Below are 25,248 nucleotides of genomic sequence, written 5' to 3'. Positions count from 1 at the left end.
CGACGATGCGGAACCTCATTCCCCGCCTCGTGCGCGACTTCGGATCCCGTGAGGCCGAGGCCCGGGCCGATCTGCGTCTGGTCAGTCAGATCCCGGGAGTCATTCCGGTCGAAGAGCTCGAAGCGCGCAAGACCGCACGCATCGCCGGAGTCGTCTCCGCGACCACGCAGTCGTGCAGCGCCGACAGCCCGCGCCTCGACATCACCGTCGCCGACGGCACCGGCGAAGCCCGGGCCCAGTTCCTCGGACGCAGGGAGATCAGCGGCATCCGTCCCGGATCCCTCATCGTCCTCGAGGGACGATTCTGCGGCAAAGACGGAGTGCTCACAGCACACAACCCCGTCTACGAACTGCTGCAGACGCGCGATGACTCAGACGACTGACGGGATTCGTCGGACTGGACAGTGCCGGTCGGACTGCCACCGTCGACCGAGCTGACACAGCCTCATGACCTGTCTCAGTCGTCGGCGTTGTCTGCCGTCGTCGTCTCCTGCAGCAGCGCCAGCAGCTCCGGTTCCTGATCGGGGGAGGAGAGGAAGAACAGTTCGTCTCCGGCTTCGATGACATCATCGGCACTCGGGGCGAACGCCCGCGAGTTGCGGATGATGGCCACCAGCACCGTATCGAGCGGGAAGGTGATCCCGCCGACGCGTTCGGCCACGAGTTCGGCGTTCTCGTGCACAGTGAACTCGAGCAGACCTGCCTGACCGCGTTCGAAGCTCATGAGATGGACCAGACCGCCGACCTCCACGGCCTCCTCGACGAGTGCCGTCATCAGACGTGGGGTGGAGACGGCGACGTCGACGCCCCAGTTGTCGTCGAAGAGCCATTCGTTCTTCGGATTATTCACTCGCGACACCGTCCGCGGCACCCCGAATTCGGTCTTGGCCAACAGGGACAGCACCAGATTGGTCTTGTCGTCTCCCGTCGCGGCCACGACGACATCGGCGTCCTCCAGCCCCGCCTCGGCGAGACCGGCGAGTTCGCAGGCATCGGAGAGCAGCCATTCGGCGCCCGGAATGCGCTCATGGCCCAAGGCCTCTTTGCTCTGGTCGATGAGCAGGACCGAATGGTCCTTGTCCAGCAGCTCCCTGGCCACCGAACGTCCGACGGAGCCGGCTCCGGCGATGATGACCCTCATTCTTCTTCCTCCACGGTGCGCACGGGCTGATCGAGGATCCGTTCGATCTCGCCGAGGCGGTCGACCGGAGCCATGAGATGAACGAGGTCCCCGTCCTGGAGGAGCAGATCATCGTGGGCGACGATGCCCTCGGACAGACGGGTGACATAGGCGACCCGGGCCTTGGTCCGTGTTTCGATCTCCTTGATCGGACGTGCCACCCACCCGGGATCCAGATGCACCTCGGCGAGGACGAGGTTGCCCGAAGGCTCGCGGTATTCGGTGATCGACCCCTGTGGGACGAGCTTGCGCATCACCTGCTCGGCCGTCCATCGCACCGTGGGCACGGTGGGGATGCCGAGGCGTTCGAAGACCTGAGCTCGGTCGGGATCGTAGATGCGGGCGGCGACATTGCTCACGCCGAAGGTCTCACGGGCGACACGCGCGGCGAGGATATTCGAGTTGTCACCGCTCGAGACCGCTGCAAAGGCGAAGGCCTCGGAGGTCTTCGCCTGGGACAGGGTCTCGCGGTCGAAACCGACTCCCGTGATCGTCGAGCCGCTGAAATCCCGACCGAGTTTGAGGAACGCGTCGGGGTCCCGGTCGACGACGGCGACGGAATGCCCATTCGCATCAAGGGCCTTGGCCAGGGAAGCCCCGACTCGGCCGCAGCCCATAATCACGAAGTGCATGGGTTTTCCTCTCCGCAGTGATCTACCATTGGTTGCCGTGGCCAGCAGTTTTTCTGATGCCGTCAAAAGACTACTCGTTGGACGGCCCTTCCGCAGTGAGGACAGGCGTGCGCCTGCGCTGAAGAAGCGCATCGCGATGCCCGTCTTCGCCTCCGACATGCTCTCCTCGGTGGCCTATGCCCCTGATGAGATCCTGCTGGCGCTGTCGCTGACCTCACTCGTGGCGCTGACCGTGGCCCCGTGGATCGGTGTGGCCGTGGGCATCGTCATCCTCGTGATCGTCGCCTGCTACCGCATCAACGTCAAGGCCTACCCCTCCGGCGGCGGAGACTACGAGGTGGCCTCGAAGAACCTCGGCTCCGGTGCCGGTCTCGTCGTGGCGGCGGCCCTCCTCGTCGACTACGTGCTCACCCTGGCCGTGTCGATGACGGTCTTCGCCGCCTATATCACCACGGCGTTCCCGATGCTGGCGCCCTACCGTGTGCCCGTGGCCATCGTCGGCATCCTGCTCATCAGCTTCGCCGGACTGCGCGGCTCACGTGCCACCCCCATGCTGCTGGCCGTGCCGACCTACCTGTTCCTGGGGGCCGTGTTCCTCACGATGTCGGTCGGTCTCATCCGGGTCGGGCTCGGCGACACCCCGCACGCCCAGACCGCCGACTACACGATCGTGCACAGCAGCATCAGCGACCAGGCGACGCTCGGACTGGCCACCGTGCTCATCGTCCTGCGCGCGTTCTCCTCCGGAGCCGTCGCTCTCGCCGGTGTGCAGACCGTGGCCACGGCCGTTCCGGCATTCAAGAAGCCGCGCGGCAAGAACGCCGGCAACACCCTGCTCCTGTCGGGTCTGCTCGCCGCCCTCATGCTCACGGGACTGACCTATCTGGCCTCGGTCACCGGCATCAAGTACGTCGACGACCCGCATCTCTACCTCGTCCGCTCAGACGGCAGTCCGGTCAGCGCCGAATACGAACAGGAACCCGTCCTCGCCCAGCTCGCGCACGCCATCTTCGACAACGCGCCGGTGATGTTCTTCATCGTCGTCCTCATCACCGCGCTCGTGCTCATCGCCGCTGCGAACACCGCGGTCGAAGGCTTCCCCGGTCTGGCCTCGCGTCTGGCCCGCGACGAATTCCTGCCCCGGCAGCTGGCGACGAAGGGCGACCGACTCACCTTCTCCAACGGCATCCTGCTGCTGGCCGCGGCGGCGATCGTCCTCGTCATCGCCACGTCCGCCTCGGCGACTGTGCTCATCCAGCTCTACCTCGTCGGGGTCTTCGCCAGCTTCGTCCTCGGCCAAGCGGGAATGGTCCTGCACTGGCGCAAACGGCTGCGGCTGGTCATCGACTCGAAGACCCGAATGCGGATGCACTTCAACCGGGTCGTCAACTCCCTCGGCTGCGCGCTCGCCGCCGGCGTGCTCATCGTCGTCATCGTCTCGAAATTCCTCGCCGGAGCCTGGCTGGCAGTCGCCGCCATGGCCGGGCTCTACCTCGTCATGGGCGCCATCCACCGCCACTACTCGCGAGTGACACGCGAACTCGCCCCCGATGCGGACGTGAACTCGCGGACGATCCCGTCGAACACCCACGCCATCGTCGTCGTCAGCGGAATCGACAAACCGACGATGCGCGCCCTCTCCTACGCCCGAGTGACCCGCTCGAGCCAACTCGAAGCCGTCACCGTCGCCGTGGACGAAGACGCCGCCGCCGGTCTGCAGAAGCGGTGGAACGAGATGGAGCTGCCGGTGCCGCTGACCGTGCTCGGCTCACCGTACCGCGAACTCGTCCGCCCGATGCTCGCCCATATCCTCGCCATCCGCCGCAGGTCGCCGCGGGACCTCGTCATCGTCTACATTCCCCAGTTCGTCGTCGGCCGCTGGTGGGAGCACATCCTGCACAACCAGGTGGCCCTCAAGCTGCGCACCCGACTGCTGCTGGTGCCCAACGTCGTCGTGGTCTCCGTGCCCTGGCGGCTGAAATCCTTCTCCCGACAGTACGGCGGAGACGGACCCGATTCCGACACTTCGCTGTACAGACAGGCATAGAACACGCATGAGCGACACCTCGGTCCCCGCCCAGGAACTCACCCTCGACATCGAGACACCCGCAGCCGGCGGCACCTCCATCGCCCGACATGACGGACAGGTCGTCTTCGTCTCCGGTGCCCTGCCCGGTGAGAAGGTCCGAGTCCGCACCGAGGCCGGACCGGCCGCCCGGTTCCTCCGCGCTACCGTCACCGAGGTGATCGAGGCGTCGGCCCACCGCGTGCCCGACCGTCGCCTCGACTATGCCGCCACCGGACCGGCCGGGTTCGGAGGCATGGAATTCGCGCACGTCGACCTCGCCCACTCCCGCACGCTCAAGGCCGAAGTCCTGGCCGACCAGCTCTCGCGCATCGGCCATATCGACCACGACGCCGAGGTGCTGCCCGCGCCGGGGGAGACCGATGGCACGGACTGGCGCACGCGTGTGCAGCTGGCCGTCGACGATGAGGGACGCGCCGGAATGCTCGCCCCCAGATCACACGAGGTCATCCCCGTAACCACGCCGCCTCTGGCCGCCGGGCCCCTGCACGACCTCGACATGACGACACTGCATGTGCCAGGAGTCCGCAGACTCGAATTCGCGTGGGCCGGCGACCATGGGGCGCTCATCGTCCGCGGTCGGCCCACCGCGCAGATCCTCGATGAGATCGAGTCCTGGCTGCCGACCTCCTTCTCCCTCCTCGCCGAGGCGTCCGAACCGGAGAAGAGTCGTCGCCGTGGGCGCGGTGGCCGTGCCCACGGGCGCGGTCGTGCCCATGCGTCCGCACCCGAACTGCGAGTGGCCCGCGGCGAGGCCACCCTGACCGAAACGGTCGACGGCCGTGACTTCACCGTCGGCGCCGATGGGTTCTGGCAGGTCCACCGGGATGCGGCCGCACTGCTGAGCTCCGAAGTCGTCGACGCCCTGCCCGCCGAAGTCGATGCGATCACCGACCTCTACTGCGGGGTCGGCCTCCTCGGCATCTCCGCGGCCAGGGCGGCCGGCGCACCTCTGTTCGGGGTCGAAGGAGTGGAGACGGCCATCGCACATGCTCGAGACAACGCCGCCGATCTCGACGCCAGGTTCCTCGCGCTCGGCGTCGACCGGGCCCGACTGCCCGATTCGGACGTCGTCATCCTCGACCCGCCACGGGCGGGGGCAGGGAGGAAAGCCACCTCGGCGATCATCGAATCAGCCGCGCGCACCCTTATCTACGTCTCCTGCGACCCGGCCACGCTGGCCCGGGACCTCGCGGCGCTCACGGGCGGGGGATTCACGATCGAGAGCCTCACCGGCTTCGATCTCTTCCCGCTGACTGCGCACGTGGAGACGGTCACCGTCCTGCGGCGGTGACCGTGCGGCGGGGGAGGAGGACGAGGACGATGAGGGCGATGAACGTCGTGAGGAATCCCCACAGCCCCCACCAGCCGCCCGACCGGCCCTTCTCTTTTGCGAAGGAGCTGCAGACGACGGCGAAGATGATGCCGACGAGCAGTGCGCCGAAGCCGAATCCGGCGCCGAGGGTGAACGGGTCCATGGGATCTCCTCGGTGGTGTTGAGCGAGCGCGATGATGTTCCGACCGCGGTTCTCACGCTAGGTCGTGGGGCCCGTCTGCGTCCCTGGTGATGCCCGCACGAGGGCCTGCGGAAAACCCGATCGAAGCGAATCGCGGCTCCGTGTGCCACGGTGGTCAAAGGCCCTCAAATGCGATAGAATTTATCTTGACGTCAAGATACTTTTGGAAACATATGTGTCGCGTAAATCGGTGCGCGATGCAAGGGTCCGACCGCCGAGTCGGACGGACCCGGTTTCTTGGATGAGTGTCGGATGAAACAGGAGAATCACGATGAGCAACGTCGATACGTTCAAATCGAAGAGCACCCTGACCGTAGGCGATAAGGATTATGAGATCTATCGCCTGGACAAGGTCAAAGGGTCGGAGAAGCTTCCCTTCAGCCTCAAGGTGCTGTTGGAGAACCTGCTGCGCACGGAAGACGGCGCCAACATCACTTCGGAACATATTGAAGCCCTCGGCAGCTGGGACCCCAATGCCGAACCCGATACGGAGATCCAGTTCACCCCGGCCCGCGTGGTGATGCAGGACTTCACCGGTGTGCCCTGCATCGTCGACCTCGCCACCATGCGTGAGAAGGTCGTCGAGCTCGGCGGCAGCCCTGATCAGGTCAACCCGCTGGCTCCGGCCGAGCTGGTCATCGACCACTCGGTGCAGATCGACCGCTTCGGCACCGCCGACGCCGTCGAGCTGAACATGGACATCGAATACCAGCGCAACGGTGAGCGCTACCAGTTCCTGCGCTGGGGCCAGACCGCATTCGAAGACTTCAAGGTCGTGCCTCCGGGCATGGGCATCGTCCACCAGGTCAACATCGAGCACCTGGCTCGCGTGGTCATGCCGCGCGAGGTCGACGGAGTCCTCCGGGCCTACCCGGACACCCTGGTCGGCACCGACTCGCACACCACGATGGTCAACGGCCTCGGTGTGCTCGGTTGGGGCGTCGGCGGCATCGAGGCAGAGGCCGCCATGCTCGGCCAGCCCGTGTCGATGCTCATCCCGCGCGTCGTCGGCTTCAAGCTCACCGGTGAGATCCCCTCCGGCGTCACGGCCACGGATGTCGTCCTCACGATCACCGATATGCTGCGCCAGCACGGTGCCGTCGGCAAGTTCGTCGAGTTCTACGGCAAGGGCGTCGCCGAGGTGCCGCTGGCCAACCGCGCCACCATCGGCAACATGAGCCCCGAGTTCGGTTCGACCGCCGCGATCTTCCCGATCGACGAAGTCACCATCGACTACCTCAAGCTCACCGGCCGTTCGGAAGAGCAGATCCAGCTCGTCGAGGACTACGCCAAGACGCAGGGACTCTGGCACGATCCGGAGAACGAAGTCGAGTACTCCGAGTACCTCGAACTCGACCTGTCCACCGTGGTGCCCTCGATCTCCGGACCGAAGCGCCCGCAGGACCGCATCGAGCTGTCTGATGCCAAGAGCCAGTTCGCCAAGGACATCCACAACTACGCCGCTCCCGGCGAGGAGTCGAAGTCCGTGGACGTGAGCACCGCCGACGGACGCAACTTCGAGCTGGCCAACGGTGCCGTGGCGATCGCTTCGATCACCTCCTGCACCAACACCTCGAACCCCTCGGTGATGATGGCCGCCGGCCTGCTGGCACGCAATGCCCGCAAGCGCGGACTCAACTCGAAGCCGTGGGTCAAGACCTCGATCGCACCGGGCTCGAAGGTCGTCACCGAGTACTACAACAAGGCCGGTCTCATCGAGGACCTCGAAGCGCTGAACTTCTACATCGTCGGCTACGGCTGCACGACCTGCATCGGCAACTCCGGTCCGCTGGACTCGGAGATCTCCGACAGCATCCAGGACAACGACCTCTCGGTCACCGCAGTCCTGTCGGGCAACCGCAACTTCGAGGGTCGCATCAGCCCCGATGTGAAGATGAACTACCTCGCTTCGCCTCCGCTGGTCATCGCCTACGCGCTGGCCGGAACCATGGACTTCGACTTCGAGAACCAGCCCCTGGGCAAGGACTCCGACGGCGTCGACGTCTACCTGGCCGATCTCTGGCCGTCGCCGGAAGAGGTCGAGTCGGTCATCGCCTCGTCGATCTCGACCGATATGTTCGACAACGAATACGGTCGCATCTTCGACGGTGACGAGCGCTGGCAGCAGCTCGACACCCCCGAGGGCAAGGTCTTCGAATGGGACGACGAGTCGACCTATGTGCGCAAGCCCACCTTCTTCGACGGCATGGGCCTCAAGCCCGAAGCCGTCAAGGACATCAAGGGTGCTCGCGTGCTCGCGAAGCTCGGCGATTCGGTGACCACCGACCACATCTCGCCCGCAGGTTCCTTCAAGGCCGACACCCCGGCCGGCAAGTACCTCGTCGAGCACGGCGTCGAGCGCAAGGACTTCAACTCCTACGGCTCGCGCCGCGGCAACCACGAAGTCATGATCCGCGGAACCTTCGCGAACATCCGCCTGCAGAACCAGCTCCTCGACGGAGTCCAGGGTGGCTTCACCCGCGACTTCTCGCAGGAGAATGGTCCGCAGACGACGATCTACGACGCCTCCGTGAACTACCAGGCCGCTGGCACCCCGCTGGTCGTCCTCGGCGGCAAGGAGTACGGTTCGGGATCCTCGCGTGACTGGGCCGCCAAGGGCACCAAGCTGCTGGGCGTCGAGGCCGTCATCACCGAGAGCTTCGAGCGCATCCACCGCTCGAACCTCATCGGCATGGGCGTTCTGCCGCTGCAGTTCCCCGCCGGTGAATCGGCTGATTCGCTCGGACTCGACGGCACCGAGACCTTCTCCATCGCAGGAGTCACGGAGCTCAACGAGGGCAAGACCCCGGCGACCGTCAAGGTCACCGCCGAGAAGGAAGACGGCACGAAGATCGAATTCGACGCCGTCGTCCGCATCGACACCCCGGGTGAAGCCGACTACTACCGCAACGGCGGCATCCTGCAGTACGTGCTGCGCCAGCTCGCCGACGCCTGATCACAGGAGTCGCGCTGAGTCACGGTGACTCTCCGGCTCGCGGCAGGAGGCCCGTGCTGAGTTGCTGAACCGGAACACAACGAGGGCCGGTGGGAATCTTCCCACCGGCCTTCGTCGTCCCCGGACGCAAGCGGCGCACACAGTGGTTCGCTCGACGTCCGGTGCCCTCCGCAGCACGTCCTACAGGCAGTTCGGCAACCGTCACCGTAAGCGCCGTCGCGCCCCGTTGCGACGGGGTGGTGTGCGGCCGACGGTGACGGGTGTTCACAATCGGGCAGGAAAGTGAGGGGCGTGAGCGATTCTGCGGGGGACGGGCGAAGGCGTCCGCCCGCCTCGGCGAAGGTGGTATCCGGTCGCGAGCACGAGAATCACGCACCGGTGGCCGCATAACGACCTGGTGCGGCGGGGTGGTGTGCTGTGACGGGTGAGTGATGCGTTGCCAACTGTATGAACTGCCGTCAGCAAGGTGGTGTGCGGCGAACAGTGACGGATGGGGCGGGGAGTCACCTGGGTTGGAGAGGCACCTGGGTGGGGGAGAGACCTGGGTTGGAGAGCCACCTAGGCCGCGGAGCGCGCTAGGCCGCGGAGCGAGCTGGGCGGCGGAAGTGACGTGCTGCGGCAGGGGCGCACGAAATGGGATGAGTCACTTCCTGCGGTGAGGGATAGGATGGGGCGAATGGAATCTGTCCGCCAACGATGCCGTCAGAAGAGTGAGACCGCATGACATTTCTCGACAACATCGGCTCACCGGCCGATCTGCGTCGACTCGACGCGCCGGAATGCGACGTGTTGGCCAAGGAGATCCGCGACCATCTCATCACAACCGTGTCCGGCACGGGCGGACACCTCGGCCCCAACCTCGGCGTCGTCGAACTCACCATGGGCATCCACCGCACCTTCGACTCGCCGCGCGACACCATCATCTTCGACGTCGGCCATCAGACGTATGTGCACAAACTGCTCACCGGCCGCCGCGAGGAATTCTCCACGCTGCGACAGCGCCACGGACTCTCCGGGTATCCGAGCCGGCGTGAGAGCGAGCACGACGTCGTCGAGAACTCCCATGCCTCGGCGTCCCTGTCCTGGGCCGACGGCATCGCGAAAGCCCGCCAACTCACCGGTGAGAACGACCGCCACGTCGTCGCCGTCATCGGCGACGGCGCCCTGACCGGGGGAATGGCCTGGGAGGCGCTCAACACGATCGCCGCCGACACCTCCACCCCGCCGAGGCGGCTGGTCATCATCGTCAACGACAACGGCCGCTCCTACGCCCCGACCGTCGGCGGATTCGCCGCCCACCTCGACGAACTGCGAACCACCTCGAGCTACGAGAAGCTCCTGAGCTGGGGCAAGGAGACCCTGCGCCAATCGGGTCGACCCGGCCGCGCCGCCTACAGCGCCATCCACGGCGTCAAACGTGGACTCAAGGACATGGTCAGCCCGCCCGAGACGGGAATGTTCGACGAACTCGGCATCAAATATCTGGGACCCGTCGACGGCCATGACCTGCCCTCCGTCGAAAAGGCCCTCCAACTGGCCGAACAGTACGACGCCGGGCCCGTCATCGTCCACATGATCACGCAGAAGGGCCACGGATACGATCCGGCCGTCAACGACGACGCCGACCAGTTCCACTCCGTCGGCGTCATCGACCCCGTCACCGGAAGATCGACGCCCTCGAAATCGACATCATGGACCTCCGTGTTCGGCACCGAGATCTGCGAGATAGCCGAAGATCGCGACGACATCGTCGCCATCACCGCGGCCATGCTCCTGCCCGTGGGACTGGCGAAATTCGCCGAGAAGTTCCCTCACCGCGTCTTCGACGTCGGCATCGCCGAACAGCATGCGGTCGCCTCGGCGGCAGGCCTGTCCTACGGGGGCCTCCACCCGGTCGTGTGCATCTACTCCACATTCCTCTCCCGCGCCTTCGACCAAGTGCTCATGGACGTCGCCCTCCACCGGCAGGGAGTGACCTTCGTCCTCGACCGCGCCGGAATCACCGGTCCCGATGGGGCCAGCCACCACGGAATCTGGGACATCGCCATGCTGCGCGTCGTCCCCGGCCTGCGCCTGGCCGCACCCCGTGACGCCGCCCGGCTGACCGAAGAGCTGCGCGAGGCCGTCACCGTCTCAGACGCCCCGACCGTGGTGAGATTCCCTCGCGGCAGCGTCGGCACCGACATCCCGGCGCTGAGGCGGCTCGACGACGGCGTCGACATCCTCCGTGAGGGACCGGCCGGGTCCGACGTCCTCATCGTCTCCGTCGGGCCCTTCGCCACGCTGGCCGGTGACGTCGCAGACCGCCTGGCAGAGCAGGGACTGAGCGCCACGATCATCGATCCCAGATGGGTGCTGCCCGTGCCCGGAACGGTCATCACCCTCGCTGCCGCACACAGCCTCGTGGCCGTCATCGAAGACGGAGTGAAGATCGGGGGCGTCGGTTCGCAGATCCGCTCCGACCTGCGAGAGGCCGATTCGCGGATCGGAGTGCTCGAACTCGGCGTGCCCGATGAGTTCCTCCCGCAGGGGACACGTGAAGAGATCCTCGCCGAGGTGGGCCTCGACGTCGACACGATCGTGTCCGATATTCTCCGGGCCCTGCCCGCCGAGGTGGCCGATCGAGCCGACCAGAGTTCCCGCCGCGCGGTGTGAGTCCAAGCCCTCAGGGGCGACGGAGGCCCGAAGCTCGACCCTCGGGACTTGAGCGTGAGCTCAGGCCCGGGGGAGTCCGACCAGGGTCTTCTCCAGCACGGGGGCGCTGAGTTCGATCTGCCAGGGCCGGGCTCCCGCCTCGGCGAGGTAGTCTTCGACGTCGACGCTCGACTCGGCGGCCAGCGACTTCACGATTGCCGGCTGGAGGAGCACATCGTGGGGGATCGTCAGCGCAACGGAGAGCTCCGACATCGCGGCCTTGAGCGCCGCCACCCGTTCCTTGAGCTCCGCCGGGTTGAACTCGCTGCGTTTCGTCCGTCCGCGTTCGAACCGGCCGGGCAGCTCCTCGGCACCCAACCGGGAGGCCTTGCGGTAGGCACGGAAGAGTCGGGCCGCCTCGGCGCGGGAGAGCCTGCGCCACTGGGCCAAGATGTCATCGCTGGACTTCACACCAGACTGTGCGAGCGCGACGAGGTCACGGTCGCGCAGGACCTTCGTGGGCGCCAAGTCGGCCTCGCGGGCCATGGAGTCCCGTGCCTGCCAGAGTTCACGGACCCGAGCGATGTCCCGGCGGGACTTGATCTTCGACAGCCCGTGCGTGCGCCGCCACGGCTCATCGAAATGCTTCGGCGTGAAATCGAGCAGGTGCCTGAACTCCTGCTGCGCATACTCCCACCGGTCGGAGTCGAGAAGCTGCTGGTGGAGGATATCGCGGATCGGCAGCAGCACCTCGACGTCGAGGGCGGCGTAGTTGAGCCACTCCTTCGGCAGCGGACGCGTCGACCAATCGGCGGCCGAATGCTCCTTCGCCAGTCGTACGCCCAGGGTGCGTTCGGCGACCGCAGCCAGACCGAACTTCTCCCAGCCGAGCAGCCTGGCGGCGAGCTCTGTGTCGAACAGGGCCGCCGGGCGCATTCCGCGCTCCTGCAGGCACGGCAGATCCTGAGTCACAGAGTGGATGACCCACTCATCGGATCCGAGGGCCGGATTGAGATCGCTGAGATCACCGAGAGTTTCGGAATCGAGGAGGAAGGTGCCCGCGCCTTCGCGGCGCAGCTGGACGAGAAAGGCGCGCTGGCCGTATCTGATGCCTGAAGCGCGTTCGGCGTCGATGGCGATCGGTCCCTCTGCGGCGGCCAGACCGGCAATCGTGGAGGAGAGGTCCTCCGGGGTGTCGACGACGTCGGGGATGCCGTTCGCGGGTGTTTCCAAAAGCGGTAGTTCAGATGTCATCGACGGCGCCCGGGCAGGGCTGTGACTCCTTCAGGAAGTGGTGGCAGTCCGGCGACTGTGCTGAGCAGATCGATCCAGGCTTCGAAGTGATTGCCGATCAGATCCGGCTCGTCAATCACGGGTGTCCACGAAGCGCGCAGCTCCAAGTCTATCGTGGCCGGGCGATCGGCCAAGGTGCCGAAGCTCTCGGACAGCACCCGTGTGGTGGTCCCGCCGGCGGCGAGCACCTGAGCGTCATTGGCCTCGAGGGCGTCTTCGAGCCAGCTCCACGCCACATGACCGAGCAGCGTCTCATTGCCGAGTTCGTGTTCGAGCTCGGCCCGGATGTAGGAGACGACTCGGAACGAGCCCTCCCATTCCTCCGGGACGGCGGGATCGTAGAGGACGACGATGCGGCCGGTCGCGAGTTCGTCGATGGTCTCGCCGCTGGCCCGCAGGAACGTCTCGTCGGCTCTGACTTCGGCCCCGAGCGCATAAGAATAGGGCGCGAGCCGGGCCGGGGCGGGAATCTCGGAAATCGACACGTTGTTCGTGCTGCGCGCCTGACGCAGCACCGACGTCACGGCGGAGAACTCCGCCGGAATGCGATTGAGAGGTGAGGTGTTGACCACAGTCGCCACGATAGATCAGCCATGCGGACAGGGGAATCATCCACGCCGAGGCGGCCCGGGACAATCCTGCGGACGGTGCCCTGGGCCGCATGCTGAGACGGCAAGACGACCCGTCTTGAAACCGACGCCGAGTGGGCAAGGGCGAGCGAAGAATGGGAAGATGGCCCCATGACATCACCCCTGTTGGCTGCCCTGCGTTCGGAGCCGGTTTCGCACACTCCCGTCTGGTTCATGCGGCAGGCCGGCCGCTCCCTGCCCGAGTACCGCAAGCTGCGCGAAGGCACTCAGATGCTCGAGGCCTGTCGTGACCCTGAGATGGTCTCCGAGATCACCCTCCAGCCGGTCCGCCGCCACGGCGTCGACGCGGCCATCTTCTTCTCCGATATCGTCGTCCCGCTCCAGGCCGCCGGGGTCGACGTGGAGATCGTTCCCGGCGTCGGACCGGTCATCGCCTCACCGGTGCGTTCTCGCGCCGACATCGACGCACTGCCCGGACTCGAGGACTCCGATATCCCCGATATCACCGAATCGATCCGACGGGTGACGACCGAACTCGGCGAGGCCACCCCGCTCATCGGATTCGCCGGCGCCCCGTTCACCCTGGCCAGCTACCTCATCGAAGGCGGACCGAGCAAGAACCACGAGAAGACGAAGTCGCTCATGGTCTCCGACCCCGAGGCGTTCTCGGCCCTGCTGAGCAAGCTTGCGAAGATGTCGGCGACATTCATCGACGTGCAACTGAACGCCGGCGCTAAGGCCTTCCAGCTCTTCGACTCCTGGGCCGGCTACCTCTCGCGCGAGGACTACGAGAACCACGTCCTCGAACACTCCACCGCAGTCTTCGACGCACTGTCCGGACACGACGTGCCCAGCATCCATTTCGGCGTGCAGACCGGTGAGCTGCTCGGCTCCATGGCACAGGCCGGATCGACGACCGTCGGCGTCGACTTCCGCGTCGACCTGGCCGATGCCGCCACCCGCGTCAACCCCGGCCAGGCACTCCAGGGCAACCTGGACCCGGCGCTGCTCTTCGCCCCGTGGAAGGCACTGTCGGCCCGCGTCGAAGCGATTGTGCGCCAGGGGCTCGAACTCGACCGCGGTTTCGTCTTCAACCTGGGCCACGGCGTCCTGCCCGACACCGACCCCGAGGTGCCCGGTCGCGTCGTCGACCTCGTGCACCGCATCTCGGCAGAGATCCTCGGCAGCCGCGGCTGATCGGATGGGACAGATCACCGTCGTCGGGGGAGGGGTCTCCGGTCTCGCCGCCGCCTACCGTCTATCCGCCGACCACCGCGTCACCGTGCTGGAGGCAGGCGACCGCCTCGGCGGCTGCCTGAGATCGACCACGCTCGACGGTGCCGTGTCCGTCGGCATCGACACCGGTGCCGAAGCGAGCCTCAACCGTCGGCCCGAGACCAGAGGTCTGGCCGCCGAACTCGGCCTCGACACGGTGTTCCCCTCGACCCGGCACAGTTCCCAGGTGCTCAGTCGGGGCAGCCTGCACGCGATCCCCAAACGCACGATCATGGGTGTGCCCGCCGGAGCGGCCGAGGTCGAATCCCTCATCGGCACCGAGGCGGCCAGTCGGTTGGCGGCCGAAGAGCTCACTGACCCGATCGACGCCGACGATGTCTCACTCGGGCAGTTCCTGTCCGCTCGCCTCGGCGACGCCATCGTCGACTCCCTCGTCGATCCGCTGCTCGGCGGGGTGTACGCCGGCCGGTGCCGGGATCTGTCGCTGGCCGAAACGGTGCCCGCGCTGCTGCCCGCCGCGGTCGAGGGCACCTCGGTGCTCGACCTCGTCGGCAGACTCCTCGCCGCTCGCGACGCCCAGGCGGCGTCTCCGGACCAACCGGCGGAACCGGTGTTCCTGAGCTTCGAAGGCGGAATCAACCGGCTCGTCCCGGCCCTGCGCGAGGCGATCGAAACCCGCGGGGGCGAAGTCCGCCTCGGTGCTGGTGTCGCCGGGGTCGACCGCGACGGTGAGAGGTGGATCGTCCGCGGCGAGGGGGACGACATCGAATCCGATGGGCTCGTCCTCGCCACGCCCGCGCATGTGACTGCAGGGCTGCTGACGTCGGTGGCCCCGGAATCGGCGAGCCGCCTCGGCGAGATTCCCTATGCCTCCACCGCCTTGGTCGCCGCCCTCGTCGACCTCGGGGGGACCGAGCTGAACGGTTCGGGGTTCCTCGTTCCCGCGACCGAGGACACGTTCATCAAGGCCTCGACTTTCGTGTCGAACAAATGGCCGTGGACGGCCGACCATATCCCCGCGGGGACGGCCCTGGTGCGGATGAGCATCGGACGCTTCGGCGACGGGCCCGAGGTGTGGAGCAGGTTCTCCGATGAGGAGATCATCGAACGCGCCTTCGCCGACTGGCAGACGATCTCCTCCCGCCCGGAGTCGCAGCTGGTGAGCGCCGAGGTCCAACGCTGGAACTCCGCCCTGCCGCAGTACCTGCCCGGCCATGCCGGACGCATCGCCGACATCGATGCGCAGATCGCGGCCCTGCCCGGCCTCGAACTCGCCGGATCCGCGTTCGAAGGAGTCGGCATCCCCGCCTGCATCGCCCGCGCGGACGCCGTGGCGCAGAGACTGAACCGACCCCACCGAGAATGAACAGATGACAGAAGGAGCAGCTATGAGCGAATTTACTCAGCCCACCGACGCCCAGATCGAGGAGGCGAACGAGCAGACGCGGTATATCGCCTACTCCGTCTTCGCCTCTGCGGGAGAACTCGGCGATGCCGACCGCAGGGAACTCGCCGATGAGCTGCACGCAGCTCTCGAGCCCCTGACAGAACGCGGCCTCGTCGTGCGCGGAATCTACGACGTCTCGGCTCTCCGCGCCGACGCCGATGTCATGTTCTGGTACCACGCCCCCGAGGTCGAGGTCGTCCAGGCAGCCTACTCGGCGATCCGCCGCAGCCTCATCGGCGGAGTGCTCGAACCCATCTGGTCCGTCGTCGGAATCCACCGACCGGCCGAGTTCAACAAGGCGCACCTGCCCGCTCTGCTGACCGATCCGGAGCCCGGCGACTACATCTGCGTCTACCCGTTCGTGCGGTCCTACGACTGGTACCTCCTCGACCCCGCCGAACGGGCGAAGATGCTGCGCGACCACGGAATGGCCGCCGCCGCATACAAGGACGTCAAAGCGAACACGATCTCCTCGTTCGCTCTCGGCGACTACGAATGGCTGCTGGCCTTCGAGGCTGCCGAACTGCACCGCATCGTCGACCTGATGCGCGACCTGCGCAACACGGAGGCGCGCCTGCACGTGCGCGAAGAGGTTCCGTTCTACACCGGACCGCGCCGCGAACTCGTCGACATCATCTCCGACTGGCGCTGACCGAGCGCTGCTCGCCCGCCGGGGCGTGAGAACGGCAAGAGAAGGGCCGCCGCACCGATTCGGTGCGGCGGCCCTTTCGGTCGACTGAGAAGCGCCCTCGGGCTACTTGCTGCCTTTCTTCACCACGTAGGAATGGCCGTTTGCGTCGGTGCGCATCTCCAGTCCCATGGCATCGAGCTGCTGGTGTCGCAAGGTCTCGTCCTCGTAGTATCCGCCCGGGCGAGTATTGTCGACCTGGGCCGGTCCGACGATCTTGCGGAAGAAGTTGTTCAGCCACCCGACTCCGCGCTGGGATTCCGGATGCTGATTCCTCTTCCGCACCGGATTCGTCTGCTTCCGGTTCTGCTTCCGGTTGGAACCATCGGCGGGAGTCTGCGAGGAGGGCGACATAGAGGGAATCCAATCGACGAGGCGCCGCATGGGCGAGAGGCTATGCAGGGTTCACCTGAAGTGTACACTAATCATTAGTGCACGAACTGTTTTGGCTGCACGACCTGATTGCCGACGCGGAGGATCGACGAAACACGATGCTGGAATCCGAAGGTTCGACAGAGCGGTTGGACAATCCGCTGGCGCTCGAGAGCCAGATCTGCTTTGCCCTGGCTGTGGCCTCTCGCGGAGTGATCGGCGCCTACCGGTCCGTGCTCGAACCGATCAGCCTGACCCATCCGCAGTATCTGGTCATGCTCGCGCTGTGGCAGCACGAGAAGCTGCCGATGCGTGAGATCGCTCGACTGCTGCGACTCGAGCCCGCCACGGTGTCGCCGCTGGTCAAACGTCTCGAAGCGCTGGACTATGTGATGAAGACCCGCAGTGACAGCGACGAGCGGATCGTCGAGGTCACACTCACCGACACCGGCCGCGAACTGCGCAGGACCGCCGAGGCGATCCCCGGGACGATGATGGCCAAGCTCGGCATCGACGTGGAAGGAGTCCGCGAGCTGCACGCCATGATGCAGAAGATCATCGCCTCCGTGGACGCCGCCGACGACTGACCGGTTTCAGCCGGCCGGGCGCTCCATCGGCGTGTGTTCGATCCCGTCCTCATCGAAGTGCGGACCATTCGGTGCGAACCCCAGCGACGCGTACAGCCCCTCGAGATGCGACTGCGCATTCAGCGTCAGCGGTGTGGTCGACCAGGCGTCGACGATGTCGCTGAGCAGTCGGCGGCCCCACCCCTGTCCACGGGCATCGGGATGGGTGGCGACGCGACTGATGCTGCGCGCGCCTTCCCTGGCTGCCGGTCCGTCAGGGACGTCCGCCGGCAGCAGACGGGCGTAGGCCCACGGCGCGAGGTCGCGTCCGTGCTCGGCGCCATGGGTGTCCGCCATCGGCGTCACCGGCCGTGGGCAGAAGAAATGCAGGGTCTCCGGCAGAGTGTCCACCCCGTCCGGGTCGAGGAACACGCACTCCTGTTCGACGACGAAGACGCGTGAGCGCAGCTGCAGAATTCCGTAGAGCTCTTGAGGCCGAAGCTCGGCGAAGGTCCGAACGATCGGTTCGGCAGGGGCTTCAGTTCTCAGCATCGACCGATCCGCCCTGAGCATCTGCGGGGTTGAGCTTCAGGGAGATCGAGTTGATGCAGTAGCGCTGGTCGGTGGGAGTGCCATAGCCCTCGCCCGAGAAGACGTGGCCCATATGCGAGTCGCAGTTCGCGCAGCGGACCTCGACGCGTTCCATGCCCAGCGTGGTGTCGCGGATGTAGCGGACCCGGTCCTCGGCCAGAGGCGCGTAGAACGATGGCCATCCGCAGTGCGAGGCGAACTTCGTATCGGCGGGGAACAGGTCGGCTCCGCAGGCTCGACACTGGTACATCCCGGCAGCCGTCTCATCGTTGTACTCACCGGTGAAGGGACGTTCGGTCGCGCCCTGGCGCAGCACCGCGAACTCCTCGGGAGTGAGCACGTCCTGCCAACGGATCTCCTCAGCCGCGGCCCCCTCGTTCGTCGAAGTTCCAGCGTTGATATCTGATGACTGAGTCATCGTGACCTCCGGTCTCTGTCAGTGTCGGTGATTGCGGTGAGGAGGAGACGATCTCCGCCCCTGGTGAGCGCAACAGCGAGTGATACTCGCTCATTCCGCATAACAGCGTTTGGTGCCTGATCATTCCGTAGGCAACAATGAACACAGGAGGTTTTCATGGTCCGCGACACGAAGTTCCCCGCCCGCCTGCTTGCCGCCGGTATCGGCGTCGGCGCCGGACTCGGTGCCCTGATCTCTGTTGCGTCGTCGGGTCTGGCCGCCTACTTCGCCCGCAAGATCATCGTTCCGGAGAACGCCCCGGAAGAACTCGACATCCTGCACATCGACGGTTTCCCGCCGAATATGCGCATTCAGCTGCCCGCCGATGAGGAGACCACGGTGCCCGGCACCTATGGTCTCTACTTCAACCAGGGTTCGGGACATGCCGTCGTCGGCGACATCGTCGAGTACGATCCGCGCTCGCGCACCGTCTCCCGTGAGATCCTCTCCGTCACCCGCGGTGACATCCGACGGGCCTGGCGGGGACGCTGGACCGGAGTCGTCTATCCTGATCCGATCGCTGCCGGAGTGAATTTCGAAGACATCGAGATCCGCTCCGATGCCGGGGGCCTGCCCGCGTGGCTGCTGCCGACCGACCATCCAGAACCGCACGAGACCTGGGCGATCCTCATCCACGGTCGTGCCAGCACCCGTGCCGAGGGACTGCGTGCCGCTCCCGTGCTCAACACCCTCGGGGTGCCGTCGATCGCGATGTCCTACCGCAATGACGCCGAGGTGCGGGTGGAGACCACATCGCGCTACGGACTCGGCGACACCGAATGGATCGACGTCGACGCGGCCATCGACTTCGCGGTCGAACACGGAGCGAAGAACGTCGTGCTCTTCGGCTGGTCGATGGGCGGAGCCATTGCCCTGCAGGCGGCCTCCCGCGGACGCAACCACAGATTCGTCACCTCACTGGTCCTCGACGGACCCGTCGTCGACTGGGTGAACGTGCTCGACGGGCAGGCGAAGAAGAACCTGCTGCCGACACCGATCGCCAAACTCACGCTCGAGATGATCACGCAGCCATGGGCACGGCCGATCACCGGACTGGAGACCCCGCTCGATCTCGATCGCATGGATTGGGTGACCCGTGCCGCCGAACTCGATGTGCCGGTTCTGCTCATCCACTCCGATGACGACGAATTCGTTCCCTCCGGCCCCTCTCATGCGCTGGCAGGGGTCAGGCGGGATCTGGTCACGATGCCCTCATATGGCAAGGCCCATCACACGAAGGAATGGAACGTCGACCCTGTGCGCTGGGAAGACGATGTCGCGAACTTCCTCGAAGCGAAGATCCTGCCCAAGGGCTGAATACCTGGCGAAGATCCTGGCTGAGGACTGATCACGGGGCGCGGGTGAAGACCCCGTGCCTCTGCCCTGTCCTCACGGCTCGAGCGTGAGCGTGTCCTCTGCCGCCGCTGCCACGGCCTGCTTCGAGTACGGCCACGGACGATTGACATTGGCGGCCCAATCATTCGTCTGATCGTCGTAATGCGGGTGAAAGGCATGCCCCGACGCGCCCGTGAGGTTGATCCAGTTCGAGGCGTCGAAGTTCGACAGATCGACCGTCTGGCGCATCGACGGCACCCAGTTCGTCTCATAGCCGACCGAGGCATCCCACCCGGTGGCATGGACGACGCCCGAACCGCCGGAGACCTCATAGGGGCCGCGGTTGAACAGCTTCTCCACCGGTGTGATCCCGGATTCGCCGAGGCTGGCGTTGCGGATCGTCAGCCGGTGCAGGATTCCCCACCGCCACGTCACGGGCTCCGGTCCCAGCAGGTCCTCCGTCTCCGCCCAGGCCGTCTTCATGGCCTTGCGCAGAGCCTCGTCCCGACCTTCGACGCCCTTGCTCGACCACCACTGGGAATGCGGGTCTTCGAGCAGCTCCGAGAGCACGAGGTACCACCGTGAACCGCCGGCAGGGGACACCCCCTCGGGCAGCTTCGAGCTGATCGTCTGCTCGAGCAGCGTCTTCGTGAGCACATTGAAGTAGGCGGCGCCCGCGCTGTTCGCGGAGTCGAAGCCATTCCAGCTCTTCAGCAGCTTCTTCGCCTCGAGGATGTCCTCGTCACCATGGGAGTGGATCTTCACCGCTTCGGGAACGAGCTTCGCGGCGAACGGATTCTGGTCGTCGTTCTGGATCTCCGCCATGTCCGTCGGCCGCAGCTTCCGGCCCTCGTCGACCGCATCCTTGATGCGTTTCGTGATGCGGCGGGCACGATCTCCGTAGTCGAAGTCCTCACCCAGCTGCACGGTCTCGCCGGGGGCGGCGACCGGGTTGTTCGCGGTGACGATCCAGCCGCGTTCGGGGTTGTACAGGCTCGGCAGGTCGTCGAAGTCGACCCAGCCCTGCCAATCCTCGTCGGATTTCCATCCGCGGCGGGGCACGGTGCCGTCGGCCTTGCCTCGGCGCGGGATCATCCCGGGGGCCTGATAGCCGATATTGCCGGCGACATCGGCGTAGACGAGGTTCTGAGAGGGCACGTCGAACTGGGAGGCCGCGTGCCGGAATTCCTGCCAGTTCGTGGCCTTGTTGATGGCGAACACCGCCGAGGCGGTCGTGCCCGGACGCAGAGCCGTCCAATCGAGGGCGAGACCATAGTGTTCCTCGGCCGGTCCCGTTTTCGGGTCCTGAGAATCCGCCCCGGTCGTCGCATCGAGAGCTTTGCGATACGTGCCGTCGAGCTTCGATACGAGTGGGCCGTTGCGGGTGGAGCGGATGGTGATCTCGCGCGGGTCCTCGCCCGCGACCTCGATCGTCTCCTTGCGCACCTGCAGCGGTTCGTCTCCGTCGTCGTGGATGACCTTGCCGTCGCGGATCTTCTCCACGACGAGGTCGGTGACATCGGCACCGAGGTTCGTCAGTCCCCAGGCGATCGACTGGTTGTGGCCGATGACGACTCCCGGCAGTCCGGAGAAGGAGAACCCGGTGACGTCGAAGGGGCACTCATCGGTGACTTTCTTGCACCGCAGTCCCACCTGATACCACACCGAGGGCATCGCCGGGGCGAGATGCGGGTCATTGGACAGCAGCGGCCGACCGGTGTTCGTATGCTCCCCGGAGATCACCCACGAGTTCGACCCGATATCGTCACTGTTCTGGCCCAGCATCGGCGGCAGAGATGTGAGCGTATTCCGCAGTTCGAGGAGATCATCGGTCGGTGCGGCCGCCTCGGTGTCGGTGGTCCCCGTTCGAGGAGCCTCGGTGACGGCGCCTCCGGCCTGTGCCTCATCGTCCTCCCGCGCACGGTCGTCGACTCGCGGCTCCTGTTCGACGTCGTCACCGCTGCGGTCCTTCGGTGCTTTGTCGCTGGCTCTGCCGCCGAGGATCGTCGGACGGGTGGCATACGGGTAGTCCGGGTAGAGGTCGCTCATCTGCTCGTCGGTGAGCTCCGAGCTGAGGATCGACCGGTCGATCTCGTCTTCGAGGTTCGATCGCAGATCCCACGCCATGGCCTTGAGCCAGGCGACGCTGTCGACCGGGGCCCATTTCTCGACCTCGGTGCTGCCGGTCTCGAGGCCGAGGACGGCGTATTCGAGGGACAGCTCGGTGGGGGATTTGTCCTTGAGGTAGGCGTTGACCCCGTCCGCGTAGGCCTCGTAGTAGCTCAGACTCGTCTTGTCGAGCTTCTTCACCTCCTGCTTGGCGACCTTCCGCCAACCGAGTGTGCGGATGAAGGTGTCGGTGCCCAGCTGGGATTTGCCGAAGAGTTCGGAGAGCCGTCCCGAGGTGACGTGTCGGCGGAAGTCCATCTCCCAGAACCGGTCCTGAGCGTGGACGAACCCTTGAGCCAGGAACAGGTCGTGGGCGGTTTCGGCCTCGATGGTGGGAACACCCGATTCGTCACGGTGGACGGTGACCGGCGCGTCGAGCCCCGGCAGCGAGATCTCGCCATCGGTGGTCGGGAAGGACCGGCGGACGAGGAACAGTCCGACGAGGGCGAGGATGAGAGCGAGGACGAGGACTCCGGCGATGACGCGCAGCAACACACGAGCACTGACTGACAGGTTGGATCCGCTGGATGGGCGGAGCACCTTGAGCAATGCGCTCGATTCCTTCTCATTCTGCGCATCGGGTGCCGCCATGAGTCTCCTTCGGCTGTCCTGAATGTTTCGGTTCTCAGCAAGTATAGGTGTCAGGAGGCTCGTGTCTGTGGACCTCAGGCGGCCTGGGTCTGTGGACGAAGGTCACGAGGACGACGGAGATCATCATGAGCAGGAACCAAGCCACCAGCTTCGTCAGCGGCACCAGATGCCAGCCGTCGTCCTGGCTCGGATACAGCCAGGCCCCGGCCGCGGTGCCGATGTTCTCAGCCACCCAGATGAAGAAGGCCACGAGGACGAAGGCCAGCAGCACCGGCATTCTCAGGGTTCTGCGGTGGACGCTGAAGTACATACGGCAGCGGAAGAAGACGATCACAGTGGCGGCGACGAGGATGAGGCGGACGTCGAGGATGAAATGGTGGGTGAAGAAGTTGATGTAGATGGCGGCGGCGATGATCACGGTCAGCCACCTCGGCGGGTATTGGCTGAACCGCAAGTCGAAGAGGCGGTACACGCGGACGATATAGGACCCGACGGCGGCGTACATGAACCCGGTGAACAGGGGCACGGCACCGATGTGGAGGACTCCGCCGGGGGCGTAGTCCCACGAACCGACGGCGGTCTTGAAGATCTCCATACCGGTTCCGACGATGTGGAAGACGATGATGACGATGAGTTCGCGGCCGGTCTCGAGTCGGGCGGCGAGCATGCCGATCTGGATGAGCACGGCGAGGACGACGAGGAAGTCGTTGCGTGCCACCGCCGCGTCGTCGGGATAGAACCACGAGGCGGCGATGATCGCGGCGAGCATGAGAGCACCGAAGAGGCACGCCCACGCCTGCTTGATGCCGAAGGCGAGGAACTCTCGGACACCGGCGGGGACCCGGGGGAGGAGCCTGTCGGCGAAGGCGTCGAGGACGGCCTCGAGGCGAGTCAGTTCGCGGCGATCGGCCATCTGCTGAGTACCCACTTCCGTAATACTGGGAATACCCTTACGATAATCCTGCGGTCACGCTGGGTGCCCGTGATTCGGCCCCCATCCAGTGAGGAACACCCTCACTCGGTCATGGATGACCTCAAGGACCCCACCTGATGAAACCGTTGCAATTCTGCGCCTCGGCACTCACCGGAATTCTCCTCACAGCGACCCTATCGGGATCCGCGCTCGCCGCCACACCGGAAACACACACGAACACGCCCGGCGTCTCTGCCGCGGACGTGTCAGAGACGGCGCCCGGACTCGGCGACGCCGGACTCGGCGAGGGCGACAGCGGGGACGTCACCACCGCTGACGACTCGGCACAGGGCGGCGATGCTGCCGCCGATGACACCGACGACACCCCCTCCGAGACGACCGTCGATGCCCGTACCGATGAGGTCACGACTGTGCCGCTCGACACCTCGGACGTCACGATCATCGGTGCCACTTGGGAAGGGGAGGACCCCGAACTCGAGATCCGCACCCGTGACGGAGACGGCTGGACGGCGTGGGAGAGCCTGCCGACCGATGACGAGGGAGGCCCCGACCTCACCTCCGCAGAAGCCGCTCAGATTCCCGCCGACTCACACCGGTCGCAGTCCGTCGCCCTTCCGGTGCTCGATGCGGATGCCGTCGAGGTGCGCGCCGCCGACGAGCAGGCTGATACCGATGATCTGCAGATCACCCAGGTGTCCACGGCGGTCACGAGGGCCGACGCACAGGTGGCGAAGTCCGCCGGAGGCCTGAGCACACAGGCGGCCACGGGACCGGCAGTCGACGCGCAGATCTCGGCCAAGGATCTGCGAGCGAAGATCGTCACCCGCAAGCAGTGGGGTGCCGATGAGAAGCTCGTCCGCTGCGCTACGGACAAGACGTCGTCGGCCAAGGGCGTGTTCATCCACCACACGGCGGGGTCGAACTCCTACTCGAAAGCGCAGGCACCGGCGATCATCCGCGGCTACCTCGCGTACCACACTCAGAATCGCGGCTGGTGCGACCTCGGGTACAACTTCCTCGTCGACAGATACGGCACGATGTACGAGGGCCGGGCCGGCAGCCTCGACAAGGCAGTGACCGGTGCTCATGCTTCCGGCTTCAACTCGTGGACCATCGGCATCAGCGTGCTCGGCACCTATACATCGTCGGCCCCGAGCACAGCAGCACAGAACTCGATCAAGCAGCTTGTCGCCTGGAAGTCCGGACAGTACGGCTTCAATCCGACCGGGAAGATGACCTTGACCTCGGGTGGAGGCGCGACGAGCAAGTACGCCCTGGGCAAGAAGGTCAGCCTCAATGTCGTCTCCGGACACCGGGACACCAGCTACACCGAATGCCCGGGAATCGCGTTCTACAACAGGCTCGGCAGCATCCGCACCGGAGCCAAGGCGCTGGTGCCGGGACTGACCCCGCCTCCGACGAAGGCGCCCGCGCCGAAGCCGAGCCCGAAGACGAAGTCGTACAAGACGAAGGGCGCGATCGGCTCGTACTACAAGAAGCATTCGGCGAAGACCGGCAAACCGGTCGGCCCGGAGAAGAAGCTGACGAATCCGAACGGCGCCTACCAGACGTTCTCAGAGGGCACCGTCTATTGGTCGAAGAAGACAGGAGCGCACTTCCTGACCAAGGGCGCGATCCGCAAGGCCTACAAACGGGTGAAGTACGAGAAGGGCGTCATCGGATTCCCCAGCAGCGATAAGCAGACCTTCAAGCACCGCAAAAGCGCGCGCTACCAGAACTTCCGGTCCGGAATGATCACCTGGTCGCCGAGCACCAGCAGCCATGTCATCTACGGAGGGTTCCTCACGAAGTGGAAGAAGATGGGCTGGGAACGCAGCAAGCTCGGCCTGCCCACCGCTGACCGCACTGTCAAGAACGGCACGAAACGCCAGAACTTCGAACGCGGGCACATGACGTACACGAAGAAGACGGGCATCAAGGTCTACATCCGCAAGTAGCGGAGCAGTCCTCGAC

Annotated in this window: 21 protein-coding genes; 11 read left to right on the top strand and 10 right to left on the bottom strand. The window is 65.7% G+C overall.

What is annotated here, in order from left to right; genetic code table 11:
• Positions 1-5 precede the first annotated feature (5 nt).
• Positions 6-383, top strand: coding sequence for an OB-fold nucleic acid binding domain-containing protein (locus FHG09_RS16845; RefSeq protein WP_152348804.1), 378 nt, complete (start codon positions 6-8; stop codon positions 381-383).
• A 74-nt stretch (positions 384-457) separates the two neighbouring features.
• Here FHG09_RS16845 and FHG09_RS16840 read toward each other — a convergent pair whose 3' ends face one another.
• Together FHG09_RS16840 and FHG09_RS16835 are read right to left on the bottom strand one after the other, a co-directional pair.
• Positions 458-1,141, bottom strand: coding sequence for a potassium channel family protein (locus tag FHG09_RS16840; protein ID WP_152348803.1), 684 nt, complete (start codon positions 1,139-1,141; stop codon positions 458-460).
• Positions 1,138-1,812 carry a potassium channel family protein gene (locus FHG09_RS16835; RefSeq protein ID WP_152348802.1) on the bottom strand — a complete coding sequence of 225 codons (675 nt, stop codon included), beginning with the start codon at positions 1,810-1,812 and terminating at the stop codon, positions 1,138-1,140. The genes FHG09_RS16840 and FHG09_RS16835 overlap by 4 nt, the downstream gene beginning before the upstream one ends.
• A 136-nt stretch (positions 1,813-1,948) precedes the next feature.
• Between FHG09_RS16835 and FHG09_RS16830 the strand changes: the two genes are divergently transcribed.
• On the top strand, positions 1,949-3,859 hold the full coding sequence (locus FHG09_RS16830) for an APC family permease (RefSeq protein WP_152348801.1): 1,911 nt from the start codon (positions 1,949-1,951) through the stop codon (positions 3,857-3,859).
• 7 nt (positions 3,860-3,866) lie between these two features.
• A complete protein-coding gene (locus FHG09_RS16825; RefSeq protein WP_152348800.1) occupies positions 3,867-5,192 on the top strand; it encodes a class I SAM-dependent RNA methyltransferase in 1,326 nt (441 codons plus the stop codon).
• Here the strand turns inward: FHG09_RS16825 and FHG09_RS16820 are convergent.
• Entirely contained in the window at positions 5,173-5,376 is a 204-nt protein-coding gene (locus tag FHG09_RS16820; protein WP_152348799.1) for a hypothetical protein, read from the bottom strand. The two genes, FHG09_RS16825 and FHG09_RS16820, sit on opposite strands and share 20 nt — an antisense overlap.
• Positions 5,377-5,686: 310 nt before the next feature.
• On the opposite strand from FHG09_RS16820, the gene acnA reads away from it, so the two are divergent.
• Entirely contained in the window at positions 5,687-8,371 is a 2,685-nt protein-coding gene (gene acnA / locus FHG09_RS16815) for an aconitate hydratase AcnA (RefSeq protein ID WP_152348798.1), read from the top strand.
• A 720-nt stretch (positions 8,372-9,091) separates the two neighbouring features.
• The gene (gene dxs, locus FHG09_RS16810) at positions 9,092-11,026 is read left to right on the top strand and encodes a 1-deoxy-D-xylulose-5-phosphate synthase (RefSeq protein WP_152348797.1); all 1,935 of its coding nucleotides are present in this window, start codon (positions 9,092-9,094) and stop codon (positions 11,024-11,026) included.
• 60 nt (positions 11,027-11,086) lie between these two features.
• Here dxs and FHG09_RS16805 read toward each other — a convergent pair whose 3' ends face one another.
• Together FHG09_RS16805 and FHG09_RS16800 are read right to left on the bottom strand one after the other, a co-directional pair.
• Positions 11,087-12,238: an HRDC domain-containing protein gene (locus FHG09_RS16805; RefSeq protein ID WP_227492828.1), complete on the bottom strand. Its 1,152-nt coding sequence runs from the start codon at positions 12,236-12,238 to the stop codon at positions 11,087-11,089.
• 17 nt (positions 12,239-12,255) lie between these two features.
• The gene (locus tag FHG09_RS16800; protein ID WP_152348795.1) at positions 12,256-12,870 is read right to left on the bottom strand and encodes a DUF3000 domain-containing protein; all 615 of its coding nucleotides are present in this window, start codon (positions 12,868-12,870) and stop codon (positions 12,256-12,258) included.
• Between the two features lie 168 nt (positions 12,871-13,038).
• Here FHG09_RS16800 and hemE point away from each other — a divergent pair, with 168 nt between their 5' ends.
• The 3 genes from hemE to hemQ are packed head-to-tail and all read left to right on the top strand — an operon-like array spanning position 13,039 to position 16,223.
• Positions 13,039-14,085, top strand: a complete 1,047-nt coding sequence (hemE, locus tag FHG09_RS16795) for a uroporphyrinogen decarboxylase (protein WP_152348794.1) — start codon at positions 13,039-13,041, stop codon at positions 14,083-14,085.
• Positions 14,086-14,089: 4 nt separating this feature from the next.
• Entirely contained in the window at positions 14,090-15,490 is a 1,401-nt protein-coding gene (gene hemG, locus FHG09_RS16790; protein ID WP_152348793.1) for a protoporphyrinogen oxidase, read from the top strand.
• 22 nt (positions 15,491-15,512) lie between these two features.
• Positions 15,513-16,223, top strand: coding sequence for a hydrogen peroxide-dependent heme synthase (gene hemQ, locus FHG09_RS16785; protein WP_152348792.1), 711 nt, complete (start codon positions 15,513-15,515; stop codon positions 16,221-16,223).
• A gap of 102 nt (positions 16,224-16,325) precedes the next feature.
• Here the strand turns inward: hemQ and FHG09_RS16780 are convergent, their stop codons facing one another.
• Positions 16,326-16,643, bottom strand: a complete 318-nt coding sequence (locus FHG09_RS16780; RefSeq protein ID WP_227492827.1) for a hypothetical protein — start codon at positions 16,641-16,643, stop codon at positions 16,326-16,328.
• Positions 16,644-16,750: 107 nt separating this feature from the next.
• Between FHG09_RS16780 and FHG09_RS16775 the strand changes: the two genes are divergently transcribed.
• Complete coding sequence (locus FHG09_RS16775) at positions 16,751-17,218, top strand: MarR family winged helix-turn-helix transcriptional regulator (protein ID WP_152348791.1); 468 nt, start codon at positions 16,751-16,753, stop codon at positions 17,216-17,218.
• Positions 17,219-17,224: 6 nt separating this feature from the next.
• Here FHG09_RS16775 and FHG09_RS16770 read toward each other — a convergent pair whose 3' ends face one another.
• Positions 17,225-17,749, bottom strand: coding sequence for a GNAT family N-acetyltransferase (locus FHG09_RS16770; protein WP_152348790.1), 525 nt, complete (start codon positions 17,747-17,749; stop codon positions 17,225-17,227).
• Entirely contained in the window at positions 17,736-18,206 is a 471-nt protein-coding gene (gene msrB / locus FHG09_RS16765) for a peptide-methionine (R)-S-oxide reductase MsrB (protein WP_152348789.1), read from the bottom strand. The genes FHG09_RS16770 and msrB overlap by 14 nt, the downstream gene beginning before the upstream one ends.
• 156 nt (positions 18,207-18,362) lie before the next feature.
• Between msrB and FHG09_RS16760 the strand changes: the two genes are divergently transcribed.
• The gene (locus FHG09_RS16760) at positions 18,363-19,562 is read left to right on the top strand and encodes an alpha/beta hydrolase family protein (RefSeq protein ID WP_152348788.1); all 1,200 of its coding nucleotides are present in this window, start codon (positions 18,363-18,365) and stop codon (positions 19,560-19,562) included.
• 72 nt (positions 19,563-19,634) lie between these two features.
• Here the strand turns inward: FHG09_RS16760 and FHG09_RS16755 are convergent, their stop codons facing one another.
• Entirely contained in the window at positions 19,635-22,340 is a 2,706-nt protein-coding gene (locus FHG09_RS16755; protein WP_152348787.1) for a penicillin acylase family protein, read from the bottom strand.
• A gap of 34 nt (positions 22,341-22,374) precedes the next feature.
• Positions 22,375-23,253: a DUF817 domain-containing protein gene (locus FHG09_RS16750; RefSeq protein ID WP_152348893.1), complete on the bottom strand. Its 879-nt coding sequence runs from the start codon at positions 23,251-23,253 to the stop codon at positions 22,375-22,377.
• A 137-nt stretch (positions 23,254-23,390) separates the two neighbouring features.
• Here FHG09_RS16750 and FHG09_RS16745 point away from each other — a divergent pair, with 137 nt between their 5' ends.
• Positions 23,391-25,232, top strand: a complete 1,842-nt coding sequence (locus FHG09_RS16745) for an N-acetylmuramoyl-L-alanine amidase (protein WP_152348786.1) — start codon at positions 23,391-23,393, stop codon at positions 25,230-25,232.
• Positions 25,233-25,248: the final 16 nt, after the last annotated feature.

It is taken from the genome of Brevibacterium sp. CFH 10365 (assembly GCF_009299785.1).
Lineage (GTDB): Bacteria > Actinomycetota > Actinomycetes > Actinomycetales > Brevibacteriaceae > Brevibacterium > Brevibacterium limosum.
Note: the sequence above shows the minus strand (reverse complement) of the source record. Positions and strands in the feature narration are given on the sequence as shown.

Coding starts and splice junctions, on each gene's coding strand:
- FHG09_RS16845 (WP_152348804.1), top strand. CDS start 6: ATGCGGAACCTCATTCCCCGCCTCGTGCGCGACTTCGGATCCCGTGAG.
- FHG09_RS16840 (WP_152348803.1), bottom strand. CDS start 1,141: ATGAGGGTCATCATCGCCGGAGCCGGCTCCGTCGGACGTTCGGTGGCC.
- FHG09_RS16835 (WP_152348802.1), bottom strand. CDS start 1,812: ATGCACTTCGTGATTATGGGCTGCGGCCGAGTCGGGGCTTCCCTGGCC.
- FHG09_RS16830 (WP_152348801.1), top strand. CDS start 1,949: ATGCCCGTCTTCGCCTCCGACATGCTCTCCTCGGTGGCCTATGCCCCT.
- FHG09_RS16825 (WP_152348800.1), top strand. CDS start 3,867: ATGAGCGACACCTCGGTCCCCGCCCAGGAACTCACCCTCGACATCGAG.
- FHG09_RS16820 (WP_152348799.1), bottom strand. CDS start 5,376: ATGGACCCGTTCACCCTCGGCGCCGGATTCGGCTTCGGCGCACTGCTC.
- acnA (WP_152348798.1), top strand. CDS start 5,687: ATGAGCAACGTCGATACGTTCAAATCGAAGAGCACCCTGACCGTAGGC.
- dxs (WP_152348797.1), top strand. CDS start 9,092: ATGACATTTCTCGACAACATCGGCTCACCGGCCGATCTGCGTCGACTC.
- hemE (WP_152348794.1), top strand. CDS start 13,039: ATGACATCACCCCTGTTGGCTGCCCTGCGTTCGGAGCCGGTTTCGCAC.
- hemG (WP_152348793.1), top strand. CDS start 14,090: ATGGGACAGATCACCGTCGTCGGGGGAGGGGTCTCCGGTCTCGCCGCC.
- hemQ (WP_152348792.1), top strand. CDS start 15,513: ATGAGCGAATTTACTCAGCCCACCGACGCCCAGATCGAGGAGGCGAAC.
- FHG09_RS16780 (WP_227492827.1), bottom strand. CDS start 16,643: ATGCGGCGCCTCGTCGATTGGATTCCCTCTATGTCGCCCTCCTCGCAG.
- FHG09_RS16775 (WP_152348791.1), top strand. CDS start 16,751: ATGCTGGAATCCGAAGGTTCGACAGAGCGGTTGGACAATCCGCTGGCG.
- FHG09_RS16770 (WP_152348790.1), bottom strand. CDS start 17,749: ATGCTGAGAACTGAAGCCCCTGCCGAACCGATCGTTCGGACCTTCGCC.
- msrB (WP_152348789.1), bottom strand. CDS start 18,206: ATGACTCAGTCATCAGATATCAACGCTGGAACTTCGACGAACGAGGGG.
- FHG09_RS16760 (WP_152348788.1), top strand. CDS start 18,363: ATGGTCCGCGACACGAAGTTCCCCGCCCGCCTGCTTGCCGCCGGTATC.
- FHG09_RS16755 (WP_152348787.1), bottom strand. CDS start 22,340: ATGGCGGCACCCGATGCGCAGAATGAGAAGGAATCGAGCGCATTGCTC.
- FHG09_RS16750 (WP_152348893.1), bottom strand. CDS start 23,253: ATGGCCGATCGCCGCGAACTGACTCGCCTCGAGGCCGTCCTCGACGCC.
- FHG09_RS16745 (WP_152348786.1), top strand. CDS start 23,391: ATGAAACCGTTGCAATTCTGCGCCTCGGCACTCACCGGAATTCTCCTC.